The following is a 13559-nucleotide window of genomic DNA, read 5'->3' as shown; positions in this document are numbered from 1 at the left end:
TGGCCAGGACGTGCCCATGCACCCTTCGGCCACGGCAGTTCATGGAGTGGGGGCCACGCTCCCGGCCAGGGCGCGGCCCGTCGTCTCACAGGGTCCGCTACGGCTACACCCAGCCGCGTTGAGAAGCCCGCATCCCCAGCTGGAACCGGCTCGCCGCCCTCAGCCGCTCCTGCAGCTCGCGCACCCGCCGCCGCAGGGTCCACAGACTCACCCCCAGATGGCGAGCCACCGCCTCGTCCTTCATTCCGGCCGCCAGCAGCCGGGTCCACGTCCTCTCGCTCTCGGAGAGTTCACTGTCGTCGGCGGCCTGGCCCAGTGGAGTCGCCTGCTGCCAGGCCAGCTCGAAGAGCTTCTGCAGGGCCTCGGTCACTGCCGAGTGCCAGACGACGACGGCACAGTAGCCGCCGGCCGAGGAGGCGGTCAGCGGCAGCATCGCCCGGCGTCCGTCGACCACCAGCAGCTTGAGCGGCACGGTCGGCAACACCCGGGCCTGCTCGCCGAGTTCGACCATTCTCAAGGCGCGGGACAGAACCTTCGGATCCTCCAGGCCGGTCGCCGCGTAGATCCCGCGAGAGACTATCCCGCGGCTGAGCAGATCGGCCTGGAGATCCACCTGCGGAGCGGGCGGGGCGAGATACGGCGGTGTGTCGAGAAGGCACACCTCGTGCTCCGCGCGCGCGTACATCTCCTCCAGGCGTGCCGCCGCGATGGCGCCCTCGCCGGAGGCCACTTCGACGAGCCGGGACGGCTCCTCGCGCAACAGCCCGGCCTCGTGCGCGGTCGCCATCTCCTCGGCGGCGGCCAGCAGTTCGGACTCGGTCTCGCGCCGCCGGATCAGCGCGCGGATCGCCACTCGGGGGTCGACCGCCCGTAACCCGCCCATGGAGTCGGATGGTTGCAGCAGCCCGAGCGCGAGCAGCCGGTTACAGGCCTCCCGGACCCGGGCCGGGGAGGCGCCAGTCAGCAGCGCCCAGCCGCCCGCGCCGGCGTCGGGCTGGTTGAGGATGGCCTGGTACAACAGCTCGTCGAACGCGGAGACCCCCACCGCGGCCCAGGAGCTCGCGGCAGGGGTCTCCCTTGCCGTGTCGTATGCCGTGTTCACCATGGCCCGGCACCGTAGACGATCTTTGTTAAGATCTTTCGCAACGCTTGGCTGCGGTCGTCTACTTCAGGGCGAACGCCCGTACGACCGTCTGGTCGACGATGTTGCCGTCCGGGTCGCCGGCCCGTACGCGCAGCGACACGAACCGGGCGTCCTTCTTCGGGTTCTTGAGCTCCGCCTTGCCGTGCTTGACCTTCACTTCCTTCCACGAGGTGCCGTCGTCGTACGAGACCCAGGCCTTCAGGGAGCTGGCGGTGACGACGCCCGACTGGTTCCGGACGGAGAGGCCGAGCTTCGACGTGTGTCCGGCCTCCGCACTGTTGAGGAGGTCGAGCCCGGCGACGTCGTAGTCGACCGAGAGCAGCCCGAGCGCCGTCTGCTGGTCCGTGTGCGCCGAGGCGAAGGACCATTCGGTGTGGGTGCCGGTGGAGTACGCCGCCCAGTCGGCCGTGCGCTGTGTGTCGAGCACGAGGCGGTACGAGGACTTCGCCGCCGGGACGGTGAAGGTGCCGTAGCCACCGAGTGCGGTGTCGCCGACCAACTGCCCGTCCGCGTACAGCTTGCCCTTCGCGGTGTCCTGGACGTTGTCCACGTATCCGTAGTGGCCCGGTGTGGCATCGCCCAACTCCGGGATGCGGAAGGTGAGTTTGTCACCGGTGCGCTGGGAGAGGCCGGCCTGCTGAGCGGTCGCCGGGCGGACGACCTGGCTCAGCCAGTCCTCGGCGGGCTGCTTGCCCGCCTTGTCGAAGGTCCGCACGGGACCCCACTGAGGCTGGTTCGCCTGCCAGTTGGGATAGACGGCGTGCCAGATCCGGTTGTCGGAGACGTTGTAGTACTCGGTGCGCTCCGTGCCGAGTTGCACGTTGGTGGTGGTGGCGATGTCGGCGCTCTGCCAGGGGCGGTACCGGTACACGGCGTCCTTGCCGACATCACCGGCCCGGGCCCCGTGGTAGCGGACCGTCTGCTTTACCGTGTTGGAGCTGTTCAGGTTGTACGTCTGGTTGGCCGAGATGGCTCCCACCTGCGGGAACATCACGTTGTACACATACGGACTGACCGGAGTGCCGGCCAGCTTCAGCTTGACCTTCTTCCCGCTCTTCAGCAGGGCGCCGAGCTTCGCGCCGTCCTCGCCGGTGGCGATCATCAGCGGGACGCTCGTGCTCTTCGCCCAGGCGAGCCAGTACCCGGGCGTCTCGCGATAGGCGAGGACGTAACCGGCCCCGGCCGCGGTCGCGTTGGCCAGCGCCTCGTCCGGCGTCCCGCCGGCGGCAACTCGGACGACCGCCACCTTGCCCTTGACGTCGAGTCCCGCGAAGTCGGCCGCGGTGCCGGCGCCCGCGTCCACCGCGCGCACCGTGTGGTCACCGCTGACCTTCACGGGCAGACCGATGTCGGTCTGCGCGTAGTCGAGGGGCAGCGCGTACTTCTCCGGGCCGGTGACGCTCGCCGTCAGCTCCTTGGCGTACAGCCGGAACTTCGAGGAGAACTCGAACGTGCCCTGGGTGACCTTCTCGGTGGGCGCCACATAGATGTGGTCGGTCCACCAGCCCTGGCTGTAGGTCACCCCGAAGCCGGTGCCCGGGCCTTCCCGGTGCCAGTTGGTGCTGAAGCCCTGGAACTCGGAGTCCTCCTTGGTCCTCGGCTTGATCTCGACCGCCTTGCGGGCGTCGAGGACGACCTCGGTGTCACGGTCGACCTTGATCTCCGGATCGCCGACGACCGAGGTGTTGACCTCCAGTCCGGCCGCGTCCCGCTGCGAGATCCAGGACGCCGTGGAGTACGTACCGGCCGGCACCTTGAAGGTGTAGCTCTTGCCGATGTACCCGTACGTGTCCGGGTAGGCGCCGTTCAGCTCCTGCAGCATGAAGATCGACGACGAGGTGGGCGGCTTGCCGTCACGGCTCAGCAGCGACACCTTCAGGTCGTAGGTCTTCGGCAGCTTCTCGAAGCCGATGGCCGTGGTGACGAGGACGCCGTCGGCGCTCGCGGTGATGTGGCCCGTGTACCGGCCCGTCGCCTCCTTCGCCGGGTCGACCGTGACCGCGACAGTGGCGGTGCCCTTCTCGGGGACGGTCACTGTGTCCGCGTTCAGTGTGGCGTCGCGAAGTGACGAGGACACCTTCAACTCCACCGCTTTGTCCGTGGTGTTGGTGTACGTGATGTCCTTGCCGGCGGCCTCGGTGTCGGTCTCCTCGTACTTGCCGAAGCTCAGCGTCGGGGTCGCGAAGACGCCCTGGTTCACGGCCCGTACCGCGTCCACCCGGCCGTCGCCCTGCTCGAAGACGTCGGCGTCCGGCATGGTCTTCGCCGTGGTCGCCAGCGCCTGCTTGATCTGCTGGCCCGTCCAGTCGGGGTGGGCCTGGGCGACCAGCGCCGCCGCGCCCGCGACATGCGGGGTCGCCATCGACGTACCGCTCGCCGTCGTGTAGTAGTCGTCGACCGGCGTACCGCCAGGCATGCTGGTGCCCGCGGCGCGGGCCGCGGTGATGGCCACGCCGGGCGCGGTGATCTCCGGCTTGACCGCGTAGTCACCGACGCGCGGACCGCGGCTGGAGAACGAGGCCAGCTTGTCGGACTTGTCCACAGCGCCCACTGTCAGCGCGGAGTCGGCGATGCCCGGGGTGCCGACGGTCTGCTCGGACGGGCCGGAGTTGCCCGCCGCGATCACGAAGAGGGTGCCGGTGGAGGCGGACAGCTCGTCGACGGTCTCGCTCAGGATGTCGGAGGGACCGGTGGCGTCACCGCCCAGCGACATCGACACGATCTTCGCGCCGGAGTGCGCCGCCCACTCCATGCCCGCGATGATCCAGGAGTCCTGGCCGTGGCCGGTGTTGTCGAGCACCTTGCCGACGCGCAGTTCCGCGCCCGGCGCCACGCCCTTGTACCGGCCGCCGGAGGCCGCGCCCGAGCCGACGATCGTGGACGCCACATGGGTGCCGTGACCGAAACCGTCCTGCACCGTCTCGCCCGGTACGAAGCTCTGCGTCTCGGCGATCTTCCCCGCCAGATCCGGGTGCCCCATGTCCACGCCGGTGTCCAGGACCGCGACGTCGACGCCCTTGCCGTCGTAGCCCGCCTTCCACACCTCGGGCGCACCGATCTGCGGCACGCTCACGTCGAGGGACGCCTGCACCTTGCCGTCGAGCCAGATCTTGTCGATGCCCTCGCCGAGCTGTTTCGCGGCCTTGGTGGTCGGTTCGGTGCCGAGGGCGGGGGCGATGTCGGCCCAGAAGGAGGTCGACTTCTTTGCGCTCAGCGCGGCCCCGTCGATCGCAGGCAGCTTGAGCGTCCGGCGAGCGCCCTCAGGGGTCGCGCTGCCGCTCTTGTACGTCGCGATGACCGGGGTGGCGCCGGTCTTCGAGTCCGCGTATCCCTGCTTCACCAGCTGGGTGACGTTGAACAGGGCCGGGTCGAGACGGCCCGCCTTCACCAGCGGGATCGCGTCCGCCGGCAGGACACTGACCTCGCCGTCGCGCTCGCTCGACAGGAAGGTGGCGGCCTCACGGCCCTTGCCGCGCTCGATGTCGACGGCGGACTTGCCGTCGGGCCCGGTGGTGACCGAAACCCTGTCGCCCGTGATGAGGGTGACGGTCTGGGTGTCGGCGTGTGATGCCCGCGTGGCGCCCGGCGGGTCGAGCGGGGACGCGGGACCGGCCGCCGCAGGCGTGACCGCCCCGGCGAGCAGCCCGGCCGCTCCTGCCACGGCCCAAAAGGCGTGGAGTCTTCGCATGTGTGGACGTCCTCCCCTGAACACTGAAATGCCTCCGCCCTCGTGGAGCGGCAGCCAGTGCTCAGAGTGAGTGCCGCGCGCAAAGCGACTCAAGGGATTGCTGTGGCCGGGGAGTGCCAATGCCTTTCTCGGCCACGAGGGTTGACGGGCGGATAGGGCGTCGGCGGGGCTCGTCCCGGGAATTACTGATCAGCCGTCAAAATATCTGCGCAGGTCAGCATCGGTGCAGGTCACGCCGAGGAAGCCACCGGCACGAACGAACTGTCCTGCCGGGAATGTTCGGGCGCTACCGGCATTCGGATCTGACCAGCACCAAAGCCCTTGCAGGCATCGCCCATTACACAAGGGTGCGGTTCCTCTCGGGGGACAGCCGCGCTGGGTAGAAACTGATTGGCATGTGGTCAGTGCCCTCACACTCCTACCGTGGTGGGGTGTAGGCAGGGCGCGATGGTGTCGTTGCCGGAGGAACTTCAGGCGCGGAAGCCGCGGATCAGCAGCGAGTGGAAGGGCTCCAGGCCGAGGATGCGGAGTTGGCTGTCCAGCCGAAGAGAGCCCGAGCGTTTCTGTCGCGGTCGGAGATTGCACGGAAGACCGTCGCACAGGTGCTAGCGGAGGTGGCGATCACCGACCTGGCACTGCTGCGTGACGAGCCCGAGGTCTTCGGCCCGGTCGCCTCCAGCCCCACCGCGTGGCGACCGCTTCCGGGCATAGATCCGGCCGCACTCGGCGCTCTGCGCGCGGCCCGTGCCACCGCCCGCGAGATCGCCGGGCTGTAAGCCCAAGAGAACCGGAAGGCGATACCGGCCTCCCGCTCAGGCGAACGCGAACTGCCCTGCCCGATCCCTGACATCGATGCCACGCTGGTCACCTGCCGCCCCGAGACGGAGCACGCGGCGCAGTCTCATCTGGCGAGTCACCTGCTGCCCGGCCGCCCTGGGCTCAGATGCTGGCGCTTGGAGATCACGAGAGAGCGTTTTACTACCACTCAATGCGCTGCCGCGGCAAACCGCGGTCTGCACCGGAGGATCAGACTGTCTTCTCGACCCATGTGACCTTGAGGATCTTGCATGCCCACGCAGTTCATGAACGCCCAGCAGACCGCCGAGTATCTGAACATGTCGATCACATGGGTGTACCGAGATGCACCCAAACTCGGACTCATCCCCTACAAGTTCGGAAACGGCCGCAGCGCCAAGCTGCAGTACAAGATCACCGATGTGCACGCCTGGGCTCAGCAGCAGAAGCTCGGCTGAGGTACGCCACGCTCGGTTCCTGGCCGCCGGCGCGGCCAGGAACCACCCCTCGCGTCAGGCCGCGAGTGCCATGTCCAGTACCTGCGCCGCCTTGCCGATCGATCCCGGCAGGAGATGCCGGTAGATCTTGAACGTGACGTCGACGCTCTTGTGCCCCATCCACTCGGCGACATCCGTGATCGGAATGCCGTTACTCAGGCAGTTCGACGCGTAGAAGTGCCGGTTCCCGTAGAGAACCATCCCTTCCGGGATGTCCACCTCGCCCGACGCCTTGATCCGCTTCCACTGGTTGTCCGTCCCCCAATACGGATACGGCTTGCGCGGATCGGTCGGCTGACGCAACAGGTAGCCGTCGAACGTGCCGTGCTTGTCCGCATACCACTCGATCGTCTCCCTGATGCGAGCGGGAAGGGGCACGTCGCGGTACTCCCCCGCCTTCCTGTGCTTGAGCGGACCGTACCGGCGCGTCGACTGCACGACCTGCTCGCTGACCCGGTACACGTCATCGGCCACCATGTTGTTCAGGTTCACCGCGTACGCCTCGCCGTTCCGCAGACCACACCCGCTCATCAAATCGGCGACCAGCATGAAGGCATCGTCACCTGCGGTTCGTATCGCGCGAAGCTGTTCCAAGGACGGGATCACCGCGCGAGCCGGGTCATACTGTGGCGGCTTGACGCCGTCCAGCGGGTTGTCGCCGTAGAGGCCGAGCCGATGCGCGTCGAGGAGGACCGCGCGCAGCTTGTCGAAGGCATTGGACTGGGTGGCCAGTCCAGCGCCGTTGCGCTCCATGGTGCGGATGAAGCCGTCGACCACCTTGTGGTCGAAGGAGTTCATCCGCCGGCTGCCGAGCGCCGGGTAGAGGTGATGCTCCAGAAGCGATTCGAGGTGCCGTACCGAAGAGGCAGCCAGATGCCGTTGACCGCCCTTCCACTCCTCGACGTACTCCTCGAACCGCATCGTTCCGTACTTCCTGATGCGCTCCGCCTTCGACTGGGACCGCCGGCCCGCCTTCTTCTCTTTCTAGATCTCCGTCAAACGCTCTTTCGCACTGTCCTGCGTCGCGAAGCCGGACTCCTCGCTCTGCATGCCCGCCGCGCTGCGGTACCGGATCTTGTACTCGTGCGGGCACTTCGACCAGCGGGACTCAGAGTGCTCGCAGTCCTTGAAGAAGGTACCCATGCCGCGGGCGAGCGTGCGTGCTGCCATGTGGTGGTGACTCCTCGGCGTCCGATGCTGACCTTTTGCTGACGCCCGAGGGTGTTCGATACCTCTGACCTGGGAAGAACCGTTGATCGCGTGGTATGTGGTGGAACTTCGTCGGGCGTACCCAGCAGGAGATCGAACAGGCCCGCGAGGACTGGTCCAAGGGCACCCGCTTCGGCGAGGTGAAGGGCTACGACGGAGCCCCGCTCCGGGCCCCGGCGATGCCCGAGACGCCTCTCAAACCGCGCGGAAGGACGCGCTGAGCTGCATCAGGGCGGCGGAACAGCGAACAGGCCCGACGAGGCGCTGTTCGCTGTCTTGAAAACGTGCAGGACCTTGCTGCCGACTGATGCAGCTCGGGGGGAGCCTCAGTGATCCGCGCTCGCGTGTGAGGCCGTCCGGGAGAAGCCGTCGTGCCATGCCGCCTTCGCACCCGAGTCCCCTATGCGGTAGACGTCCACCACGGCGCCCGCCGCCACGGCGAGCGAGAGGAGCACCGTGGCTATGCGCACCGGCGCTGCGGACCAAAGGGCCGTGCCCGTGCCGTCCGTCCGGGGCTCGGTGGTTGCGCGAGCGCCCCACCAGACCAGGGCTGCCAGGACGAACAGGCCTGCGGCCCACGGGAGCAGGCCGTCTCCGAGTTCGGCGTGCCGCTGCACCAGGGCGTTGTCCGTGACGTGCCGCTCCAGCCACTCGCCTGCCTGTGTCGTGAGCGGCACGCCGACCAGCGAGACCAGGGCCAGGAGCGGCAGCACCACGCCCATGCGTCGGGCGGCTCGCCGAGAGATCGCCGCGAGCACGAGCGCCAGCGCGGTCAGAGGAACGAGCACCACGACGAGGTGCACGAGCAGGACATGCGCGGGCAGGCCGTTTATCAGGGTCATGAACAGGTCCTTGGATCAGATGGGCGCGAACCGGTGACAAGGCGCGCCAGCGTCGCACAGGAACCTCTCAGTCACCTCTCAGGCAACCGATACCCCTCAGACACCGTCCGGGAGCACCGGCATCTCCAGCCGTACGCCCCAGTGGTCGCGGTGGCGCAGGGACACCGCGTACGCCGTCAGCTCGGGCAGCGGCACCGGGTCCGGCAAGAGTGCTCCTCACGGGTCTCCAGGCCGGTGAGCCCGCGCTGGACGAGATCGAGGGTGCCCGCCGACGCGCCGAGGTGGTTTCCCTCGCCTGCGGTTCCGCCCTGGACGTCGGCGATGTCGCCGCGCAGTGCCGCCTGGACAACCTCCACGTGTCCGCACGCCGTGCACGGGCCGGCACCCAGCCGCTGAGGGTGGAACCGTGGCTCGTGCGGCAGAGGTGGTGGTCGACGGTGCCTGCCCAGGTCGCGTCGTCCACGGCGTAGCCCAACCGCTCGAAGAGTGACCGGAGTTCGGCTGGCGAGAAGAGGTGACCGAGCATCAGGACGTCGGCCTGCTTGGACGCTTTGCAGCGGTTGGCGGTGTCGCCGTCCGCTTCCAGGATCCGGTCCAGGCGGCGGATGTCGCCGTACCGCCTCCGGTAGCCCTCCCAGTCGAGTTCGGCGAGGTCGCCACAGCCCGCGAACTGGCTGATGACGCCGTCGTGGAAGGGGACGTGGAGGGTGTGCGACACGTCCTCCCAGCGTGCGAACTCACTGTGGACAGGTGCAACGATCACTCTGTCTGCGGCACGACCGCCACCGGGCACTCCGCATGGTGAAGCAGTGTGTGAGCCACTCGGCCGAGCTGCAGGCCGATGTGTCCGTGCCGACGCCTTGCGCCTACGACGACAAGGTCGGCGGCGGCCGAACGGTCCACGAGGATCCGGTGGGCCGGTCCCTCGGCCGTCACGCTGCGGACCCTGACCTTCGGATGGGCGGACCGGGCTTCACCGAGCAGCGTGTCGAGCAGTGCCGTCGCCCTTCCCTCGTGCTGGCGGGCGATCTCAGCGAGCACCACCTGGTTGCCGACCTCATGGGCGGGGCAGCGCCAGGCCCGCACGACGTCCAGAGCGCAGTCCCGGACCTCGGCCTCACGGAAGGCGAACCGTACGGCCTCACCCCCGGTGACGGGCTCCCCCGCACCCAACAGGATCCGTTCATGGCCGCCGGCCAGGCCCGCTTTGTCGCCCCGCACCACGATCACCGGGCATCGCGCCCGGGCCGCCACCGCCAGGCCGACCGACCCGAGGAGCAGCCCGGCCAGCTCGCCCCGGCCTCGCGACCCGGTCACCAGGGCATGTGCGCCGTCGCCCGCGCTCAGGAGGGCGCGCACCGCGTCGTCGAGGAGGACATCGGCGGTGACCTTCACATCCGGGCTCCGCAGTGCCGCGCGCTCCGCCGCAGAGGCGACGACGTGTTCGGCCAGCACGCGTTCCGAGGGACGTTTCCCGCTGTCCGAGGGCACTCCTGCCTCGTAGCGCTCCCAGAGCGAGGCATACACCAGCCGTAGCGGAAGGTCGTGGCGGGCGGCCTCGTCCACCGCCCAGTCGACCGCGAGCAGGCTCCCGTCCGATCCGTCGACACCTACGACCAGGGGAAGGGTCATCGTCCCCACCGCCTTTCGTCAGACTGCCACGTCGTGCAGCAGGGGGCTCCGATTTCACCGTGACACGTTCCGGCGACGGGCAGGAGGGGCCACTCGGCCCGCTCGTGTACCCGGTCAGCCCCTGTCGGCGTGGAGCCTCGCGCCGGAGGCTGAGGGCCGGGCCGGCCGGAAGGGCGGGCTCGCGATGCGGCCCGTCTTCGCACGGGTCATGGCCCTGAAGGAGGCTCGGACATGAAGCCCACGAAGGTCGGCGCCGTCATGGTCAGCGACGTCGTCACGGCCGGGTACGGCACACCGTTCAAGGAGTTGGTGCGGCTCCTGGAGGAGCACCGCATCAGCGGCCTTCCCGTGGTCGACGAGGACGACAGGGTGATCGGTGTGGTCTCCGAGACCGACCTCATGCTGCACCAGACGCGCGACCCCGAGCACGACCGCAGGCATCCGATGGGCCACGGCGCCCGGCGCGAGGCTGTCAAGAGCAATGCCGGCGCCGCGGGCGGTGTCATGTCTGTGCCCGCCGTCACGATCCGGGCGGATGCCACCGTCACCGAGGCGGCCCGGTTGATGACCGGACATCGTGTCGAACGCCTGCCCGTGGTCGACGTCCAGGACCGGTTGGTCGGCATCGTCACCCGCGGTGACCTGCTTCGGGTCTTCCTGCGTTCCGACGACGAGATCGTCCAGGAGGTACGGCAGGAGGTCCTCGGCAACACGCTCTGGCTCGCCCCGCACGCCGTCGAGGTCACGGCGCACAACGGCGTGGTCACCCTCACCGGTCAGCTGGAGCGGCGCAGTGAGATCGCTGTCGCAGTCGGCATGACGCGCCGGCTCGACGGTGTCGTCGACGTCGTGGACCACCTCTCCTACCGGATGGACGACAAGCACCTGCGGCCGACCGAGCAGAAGCTGCACGGCGTGGCGGACGACTGGCTCCGCAATCTCTGACGGGCGGAACGGCATGGGTCCGGCGTCACCCCCCTGGGTGGGTGACGCCGGACCCGTTTTCAGCAGTGCACCGACGTTCGGTGGGCGGGCGTCGCAGGCCGGTGCGGTTCTCGCGGGGCCGGGCCGTGCCGCCGACGGCTGCGCAACCGGGCGGTGAGCGCGTCGAACGCCGTGGTGAAAACCGCGGTGAGGATCGCCGTCATCGCCAGCGCCAGCACCAACAGGACGGAGAAGTGCTCCCAGAACTCCGGTGTGAGGCTCGTGCCCACTGTCATCGCCCTCCCTCATTGGGGTCGTTCCCCTCACTCACAGCCAACTCCGACGCCCGTCGTGGGGCATGAGCCGGACGGTCCGCACCACGGCCCGGAGCGTCCTTGCCTCAGGGGCCGTAGGGCCCTGGTCCGCCCGACCCGGGCGAAGGACCGGACCCGCGCCGCCGGCGTACGCACCTCCAGCGTGCGCGGGTGGGCAGGCAGGTCCACGGGCCGAAGGGTCCCCTCCGGTGGGGGTCAACGGTCCGTCACACGGAAGGCCCGCACACGAGTGCGGAGGACCCGTACATGAGGCCAAACGACCCCTTGCCGGGTCCGGGCGGCCCGTGGCGGCCGACCCCGCCCGCACACACCCTGGGATCAGGGACCCCTCGGCCCCGCCCGTCCTTCCGAGGAGGAGACCATGCCCGGCAGACCGCACACCGTGAGCGATGTGATGACCCGCACCGTCGCCGCGATCGGCCGCGACGCCCCGTTCAGGGACGTCGTCACCCTGATGGAGGAGTGGAAGGTCAGCGCCCTGCCCGTGCTGGAGCGCGACGGCCAGGTGATCGGTGTCGTGTCCGAGGCCGATCTGCTCCCGAAGGAGGAGTTCCGGGACGGCGACCCCGACCGGTTCATCCAGCGGCAGCGCCTCGACGACATGGCGAAGGCCGGCGCGGTGACCGCCGAGGAACTGATGAGCACGCCCGCCGTGACCGTGCGTGCGAGCGCCACGCTCGCACAGGCGGCGCGCGCCATGGCCCGGCAAAAGGTCAAGCGGCTGCCCGTCGTCGACGCCGAGGGCATGCTCGAGGGCATTGTCAGCCGCTCCGACCTGCTCAAGGTCTTCCTCCGCGGCGACGAGGAACTCGCCGCGGAGGTACGGCACGAGGTCGTGGACCGTCTCTTCCCACTCTCCGCCGACCACATCCAGGTCGAGGTCACCGACGGCGTGGTCACCCTCACCGGCTGGGTGGACGACGAAGGCGTGGCCGGGGTGGCCCAGCGGCTGGCCCGTGCCGTCGAGGGCGTGGTCGACATCCGCTGCTGCCTGGTCCCGGTGTCCGCGCGGAGCGACCCATGATGACGGGTCCGGGCTGGCGACAGCGCCACTGAGCCGCGCACGTAGGCGGGCCGGGAACGGCGGTGTGCGCGGCCGGTGGTCACCGGCCGCGCACACCTGATGTGGGATCGGCTGCCTCCCCCGGGGCTCAGCCGGTCCGCACCGGAATGGTCCTGGTTCCCGCCTTCTCCTCCGGAACCGGGACCGTGACGGTCAGCACCCCGTCCTTGTACTCCGCGGCCGCCTCATCGCCCTTCGCTCCGGCGGGCAGCCGGACGGAGCGGGCGAAGGTTCCGTAGCGGAACTCGGTACGGTGCTTCTCCTTGGTCTCCTCGGTGCGCTCGGCCCGCAGGGTGAGCACACCCTCCGTGACGGTGATCTCCACGTCGGCGGGGTCGACGCCCGGAAGTTCGGCCCGCAGCACGTAGGTCCCGTCCTTCAGTTCCTCCTCCACGCGGATGCCGTGCAGACCCGGAACCCCGTGCGGACCGGGGAAGCCGGACTCGGCCCAGCCGAACAGGTCCTCGGGCAGCACCGGCCAGCCGCGCAGCCGCTCGATCATGCCGCTCATGTGCATCCTCCTTTCGGATTCTCATCTCCAGGCTCCCGCAGGGGTGTTGGAACAGCCGTGGGCCGACCGGCCCTGTCCTGGCTCCGATCGGCCCTCTCCTGCCGTCGTCCCTTGCCGTCTCTGAAGTTCCGCCATTGAGGCCCGATCCGTTGCCATTCCGTGTCCCATTCGGCGACGCGGCGGACGCCACGGCATCCAGAGCCGCCTCTCCTCGACTCATCGGTGGACCGACCACCCGGTCCCTGTGATCCGCCCATGCCTGAAGCCGACTTCCCGGTGGTGGCTGTGGAAGGCCGCGCCGCGGCGCAGGGCGAGGACGGTGTGGGTCATCACATCGTTCACGACGTGCGGAGTGCCGGTCATGGCGACCTCCAGGGTTCGGCTGCCGTGGTCCGACACCCCCAGAATCGGCCGCCGGCTCCCGGAGGGCATGGGTCGAACACTCCCCTTCGCGGTCCCGGACTTCCCGAGTCGGTAGGCGACGCGCTCTGCTGCTACGGCCTCGTCACCGGTACCCGCCACACCAGCGTCGTACCGCCGCCCTGCGGACCCCGGGACCCCTCGGGACCTCCGGGACAGTCCCACTCCAGCCGACCACCGAGCTCCGCCGCCCGCTCCGCCATGTTGCGCAACCCGCTGCGGCGACCGCCGGCCGGGATCCCCACCCCGTTGTCCCAAACGGTGAGAACCAGCTCCCGCCCGTCCGTCACCAGAACGATCTCCGCGCGATCGGCACGGGCATGCCGGGCAACGTTGGTCAAAGCCTCCGACAGAACAGCAACCGCATGGTCCGCGATCTCCTTGGGCACATCGGTATCGATCAACCCCTCCATACGCAGGCTCGGCGCGAACCCCAGCGCCGGCGCCGCCTCACCCGCCACCCGCACCGCACGCGCCCGCAACCCGGCACCCGCACCCC

The 13559-nt window shown here is 69.2% G+C and carries 14 protein-coding genes and 2 pseudogenes; 5 read left to right on the top strand and 11 right to left on the bottom strand.

Annotated features, from left to right (window positions below):
- Window positions 1-103 precede the first annotated feature (103 nt).
- A complete protein-coding gene (locus tag ACFWPQ_RS48150; RefSeq protein WP_384050539.1) occupies window positions 104-1105 on the bottom strand; it encodes a helix-turn-helix transcriptional regulator in 1002 nt (333 codons plus the stop codon).
- 58 nt (window positions 1106-1163) lie between these two features.
- Window positions 1164-4832, bottom strand: a complete 3669-nt coding sequence (locus tag ACFWPQ_RS48145; protein ID WP_384050536.1) for a S8 family serine peptidase — start codon at window positions 4830-4832, stop codon at window positions 1164-1166.
- A gap of 614 nt (window positions 4833-5446) precedes the next feature.
- Here ACFWPQ_RS48145 and ACFWPQ_RS48140 point away from each other — a divergent pair.
- Together ACFWPQ_RS48140 and ACFWPQ_RS48135 are read left to right on the top strand one after the other, a co-directional pair.
- Complete coding sequence (locus tag ACFWPQ_RS48140) at window positions 5447-5608, top strand: hypothetical protein (RefSeq protein ID WP_384050533.1); 162 nt, start codon at window positions 5447-5449, stop codon at window positions 5606-5608.
- Between the two features lie 291 nt (window positions 5609-5899).
- Window positions 5900-6085 (top strand): hypothetical protein, encoded by a 186-nt coding sequence (locus tag ACFWPQ_RS48135; protein WP_383717996.1) that lies wholly within the window; start codon window positions 5900-5902, stop codon window positions 6083-6085.
- 54 nt (window positions 6086-6139) lie between these two features.
- Here the strand turns inward: ACFWPQ_RS48135 and ACFWPQ_RS48130 are convergent, their stop codons facing one another.
- Together ACFWPQ_RS48130 and ACFWPQ_RS48125 are read right to left on the bottom strand one after the other, a co-directional pair.
- Window positions 6140-7045, bottom strand: coding sequence for a tyrosine-type recombinase/integrase (locus tag ACFWPQ_RS48130; RefSeq protein WP_384050530.1), 906 nt, complete (start codon window positions 7043-7045; stop codon window positions 6140-6142).
- 63 nt (window positions 7046-7108) lie between these two features.
- Window positions 7109-7294: a hypothetical protein gene (locus ACFWPQ_RS48125; RefSeq protein WP_384050527.1), complete on the bottom strand. Its 186-nt coding sequence runs from the start codon at window positions 7292-7294 to the stop codon at window positions 7109-7111.
- A 95-nt stretch (window positions 7295-7389) separates the two neighbouring features.
- On the opposite strand from ACFWPQ_RS48125, the pseudogene ACFWPQ_RS48120 reads away from it, so the two are divergent.
- Window positions 7390-7554, top strand: a pseudogene (locus ACFWPQ_RS48120) (pirin-like C-terminal cupin domain-containing protein); the annotation flags it as partial.
- A 105-nt stretch (window positions 7555-7659) separates the two neighbouring features.
- Here ACFWPQ_RS48120 and ACFWPQ_RS48115 read toward each other — a convergent pair.
- The 3 genes and pseudogenes from ACFWPQ_RS48115 to ACFWPQ_RS48105 form a co-directional block, all read right to left on the bottom strand.
- Window positions 7660-8175 carry a DUF2231 domain-containing protein gene (locus ACFWPQ_RS48115; protein WP_384050524.1) on the bottom strand — a complete coding sequence of 172 codons (516 nt, stop codon included), beginning with the start codon at window positions 8173-8175 and terminating at the stop codon, window positions 7660-7662.
- 120 nt (window positions 8176-8295) lie between these two features.
- Window positions 8296-8914, bottom strand: a pseudogene (locus ACFWPQ_RS48110) (glycoside hydrolase family 65 protein); the annotation flags it as partial.
- Window positions 8915-8934: 20 nt separating this feature from the next.
- Window positions 8935-9807: a universal stress protein gene (locus tag ACFWPQ_RS48105; protein ID WP_384050521.1), complete on the bottom strand. Its 873-nt coding sequence runs from the start codon at window positions 9805-9807 to the stop codon at window positions 8935-8937.
- Window positions 9808-10038: 231 nt separating this feature from the next.
- Between ACFWPQ_RS48105 and ACFWPQ_RS48100 the strand changes: the two genes are divergently transcribed.
- Window positions 10039-10752, top strand: a complete 714-nt coding sequence (locus ACFWPQ_RS48100) for a CBS domain-containing protein (RefSeq protein WP_384050518.1) — start codon at window positions 10039-10041, stop codon at window positions 10750-10752.
- Window positions 10753-10811: 59 nt separating this feature from the next.
- Here the strand turns inward: ACFWPQ_RS48100 and ACFWPQ_RS48095 are convergent, their stop codons facing one another.
- The gene (locus tag ACFWPQ_RS48095; protein WP_384050515.1) at window positions 10812-11027 is read right to left on the bottom strand and encodes a hypothetical protein; all 216 of its coding nucleotides are present in this window, start codon (window positions 11025-11027) and stop codon (window positions 10812-10814) included.
- A gap of 400 nt (window positions 11028-11427) precedes the next feature.
- On the opposite strand from ACFWPQ_RS48095, the gene ACFWPQ_RS48090 reads away from it, so the two are divergent.
- The gene (locus tag ACFWPQ_RS48090; protein WP_384050512.1) at window positions 11428-12090 is read left to right on the top strand and encodes a CBS domain-containing protein; all 663 of its coding nucleotides are present in this window, start codon (window positions 11428-11430) and stop codon (window positions 12088-12090) included.
- A gap of 127 nt (window positions 12091-12217) precedes the next feature.
- Here ACFWPQ_RS48090 and ACFWPQ_RS48085 read toward each other — a convergent pair whose 3' ends face one another.
- The 3 genes from ACFWPQ_RS48085 to ACFWPQ_RS48075 all read right to left on the bottom strand — a co-directional run.
- Window positions 12218-12640, bottom strand: a complete 423-nt coding sequence (locus ACFWPQ_RS48085) for an Hsp20/alpha crystallin family protein (protein WP_384050509.1) — start codon at window positions 12638-12640, stop codon at window positions 12218-12220.
- Window positions 12641-12856: 216 nt separating this feature from the next.
- Window positions 12857-13003 carry a hypothetical protein gene (locus tag ACFWPQ_RS48080; RefSeq protein ID WP_384050506.1) on the bottom strand — a complete coding sequence of 49 codons (147 nt, stop codon included), beginning with the start codon at window positions 13001-13003 and terminating at the stop codon, window positions 12857-12859.
- 131 nt (window positions 13004-13134) lie between these two features.
- Window positions 13135-13559, bottom strand: a 425-nt coding sequence (locus ACFWPQ_RS48075) for a sensor histidine kinase (protein WP_384042090.1), incomplete at its 5' end; no start/stop codon positions are given.

Origin of the sequence: Streptomyces sp. NPDC058464, from assembly GCF_042721035.1 — a bacterium.
Lineage (GTDB): Bacteria > Actinomycetota > Actinomycetes > Streptomycetales > Streptomycetaceae > Streptomyces.
This window is presented reverse-complemented; position numbering and strand designations above follow the sequence as displayed.

Bases quoted from the DNA above. Each gene is read 5' to 3' on its own strand.
- ACFWPQ_RS48095 (WP_384050515.1), bottom strand. From the start codon at position 11,027: ATGACAGTGGGCACGAGCCTCACACCGGAGTTCTGGGAGCACTTCTCC.
- ACFWPQ_RS48115 (WP_384050524.1), bottom strand. From the start codon at position 8,175: ATGACCCTGATAAACGGCCTGCCCGCGCATGTCCTGCTCGTGCACCTC.
- ACFWPQ_RS48150 (WP_384050539.1), bottom strand. From the start codon at position 1,105: ATGGTGAACACGGCATACGACACGGCAAGGGAGACCCCTGCCGCGAGC.
- ACFWPQ_RS48130 (WP_384050530.1), bottom strand. From the start codon at position 7,045: ATGCGGTTCGAGGAGTACGTCGAGGAGTGGAAGGGCGGTCAACGGCAT.
- ACFWPQ_RS48100 (WP_384050518.1), top strand. From the start codon at position 10,039: ATGAAGCCCACGAAGGTCGGCGCCGTCATGGTCAGCGACGTCGTCACG.
- ACFWPQ_RS48085 (WP_384050509.1), bottom strand. From the start codon at position 12,640: ATGAGCGGCATGATCGAGCGGCTGCGCGGCTGGCCGGTGCTGCCCGAG.
- ACFWPQ_RS48090 (WP_384050512.1), top strand. From the start codon at position 11,428: ATGCCCGGCAGACCGCACACCGTGAGCGATGTGATGACCCGCACCGTC.
- ACFWPQ_RS48145 (WP_384050536.1), bottom strand. From the start codon at position 4,832: ATGCGAAGACTCCACGCCTTTTGGGCCGTGGCAGGAGCGGCCGGGCTG.
- ACFWPQ_RS48135 (WP_383717996.1), top strand. From the start codon at position 5,900: ATGCCCACGCAGTTCATGAACGCCCAGCAGACCGCCGAGTATCTGAAC.
- ACFWPQ_RS48080 (WP_384050506.1), bottom strand. From the start codon at position 13,003: ATGACCGGCACTCCGCACGTCGTGAACGATGTGATGACCCACACCGTC.
- ACFWPQ_RS48105 (WP_384050521.1), bottom strand. From the start codon at position 9,807: ATGACCCTTCCCCTGGTCGTAGGTGTCGACGGATCGGACGGGAGCCTG.
- ACFWPQ_RS48125 (WP_384050527.1), bottom strand. From the start codon at position 7,294: ATGGCAGCACGCACGCTCGCCCGCGGCATGGGTACCTTCTTCAAGGAC.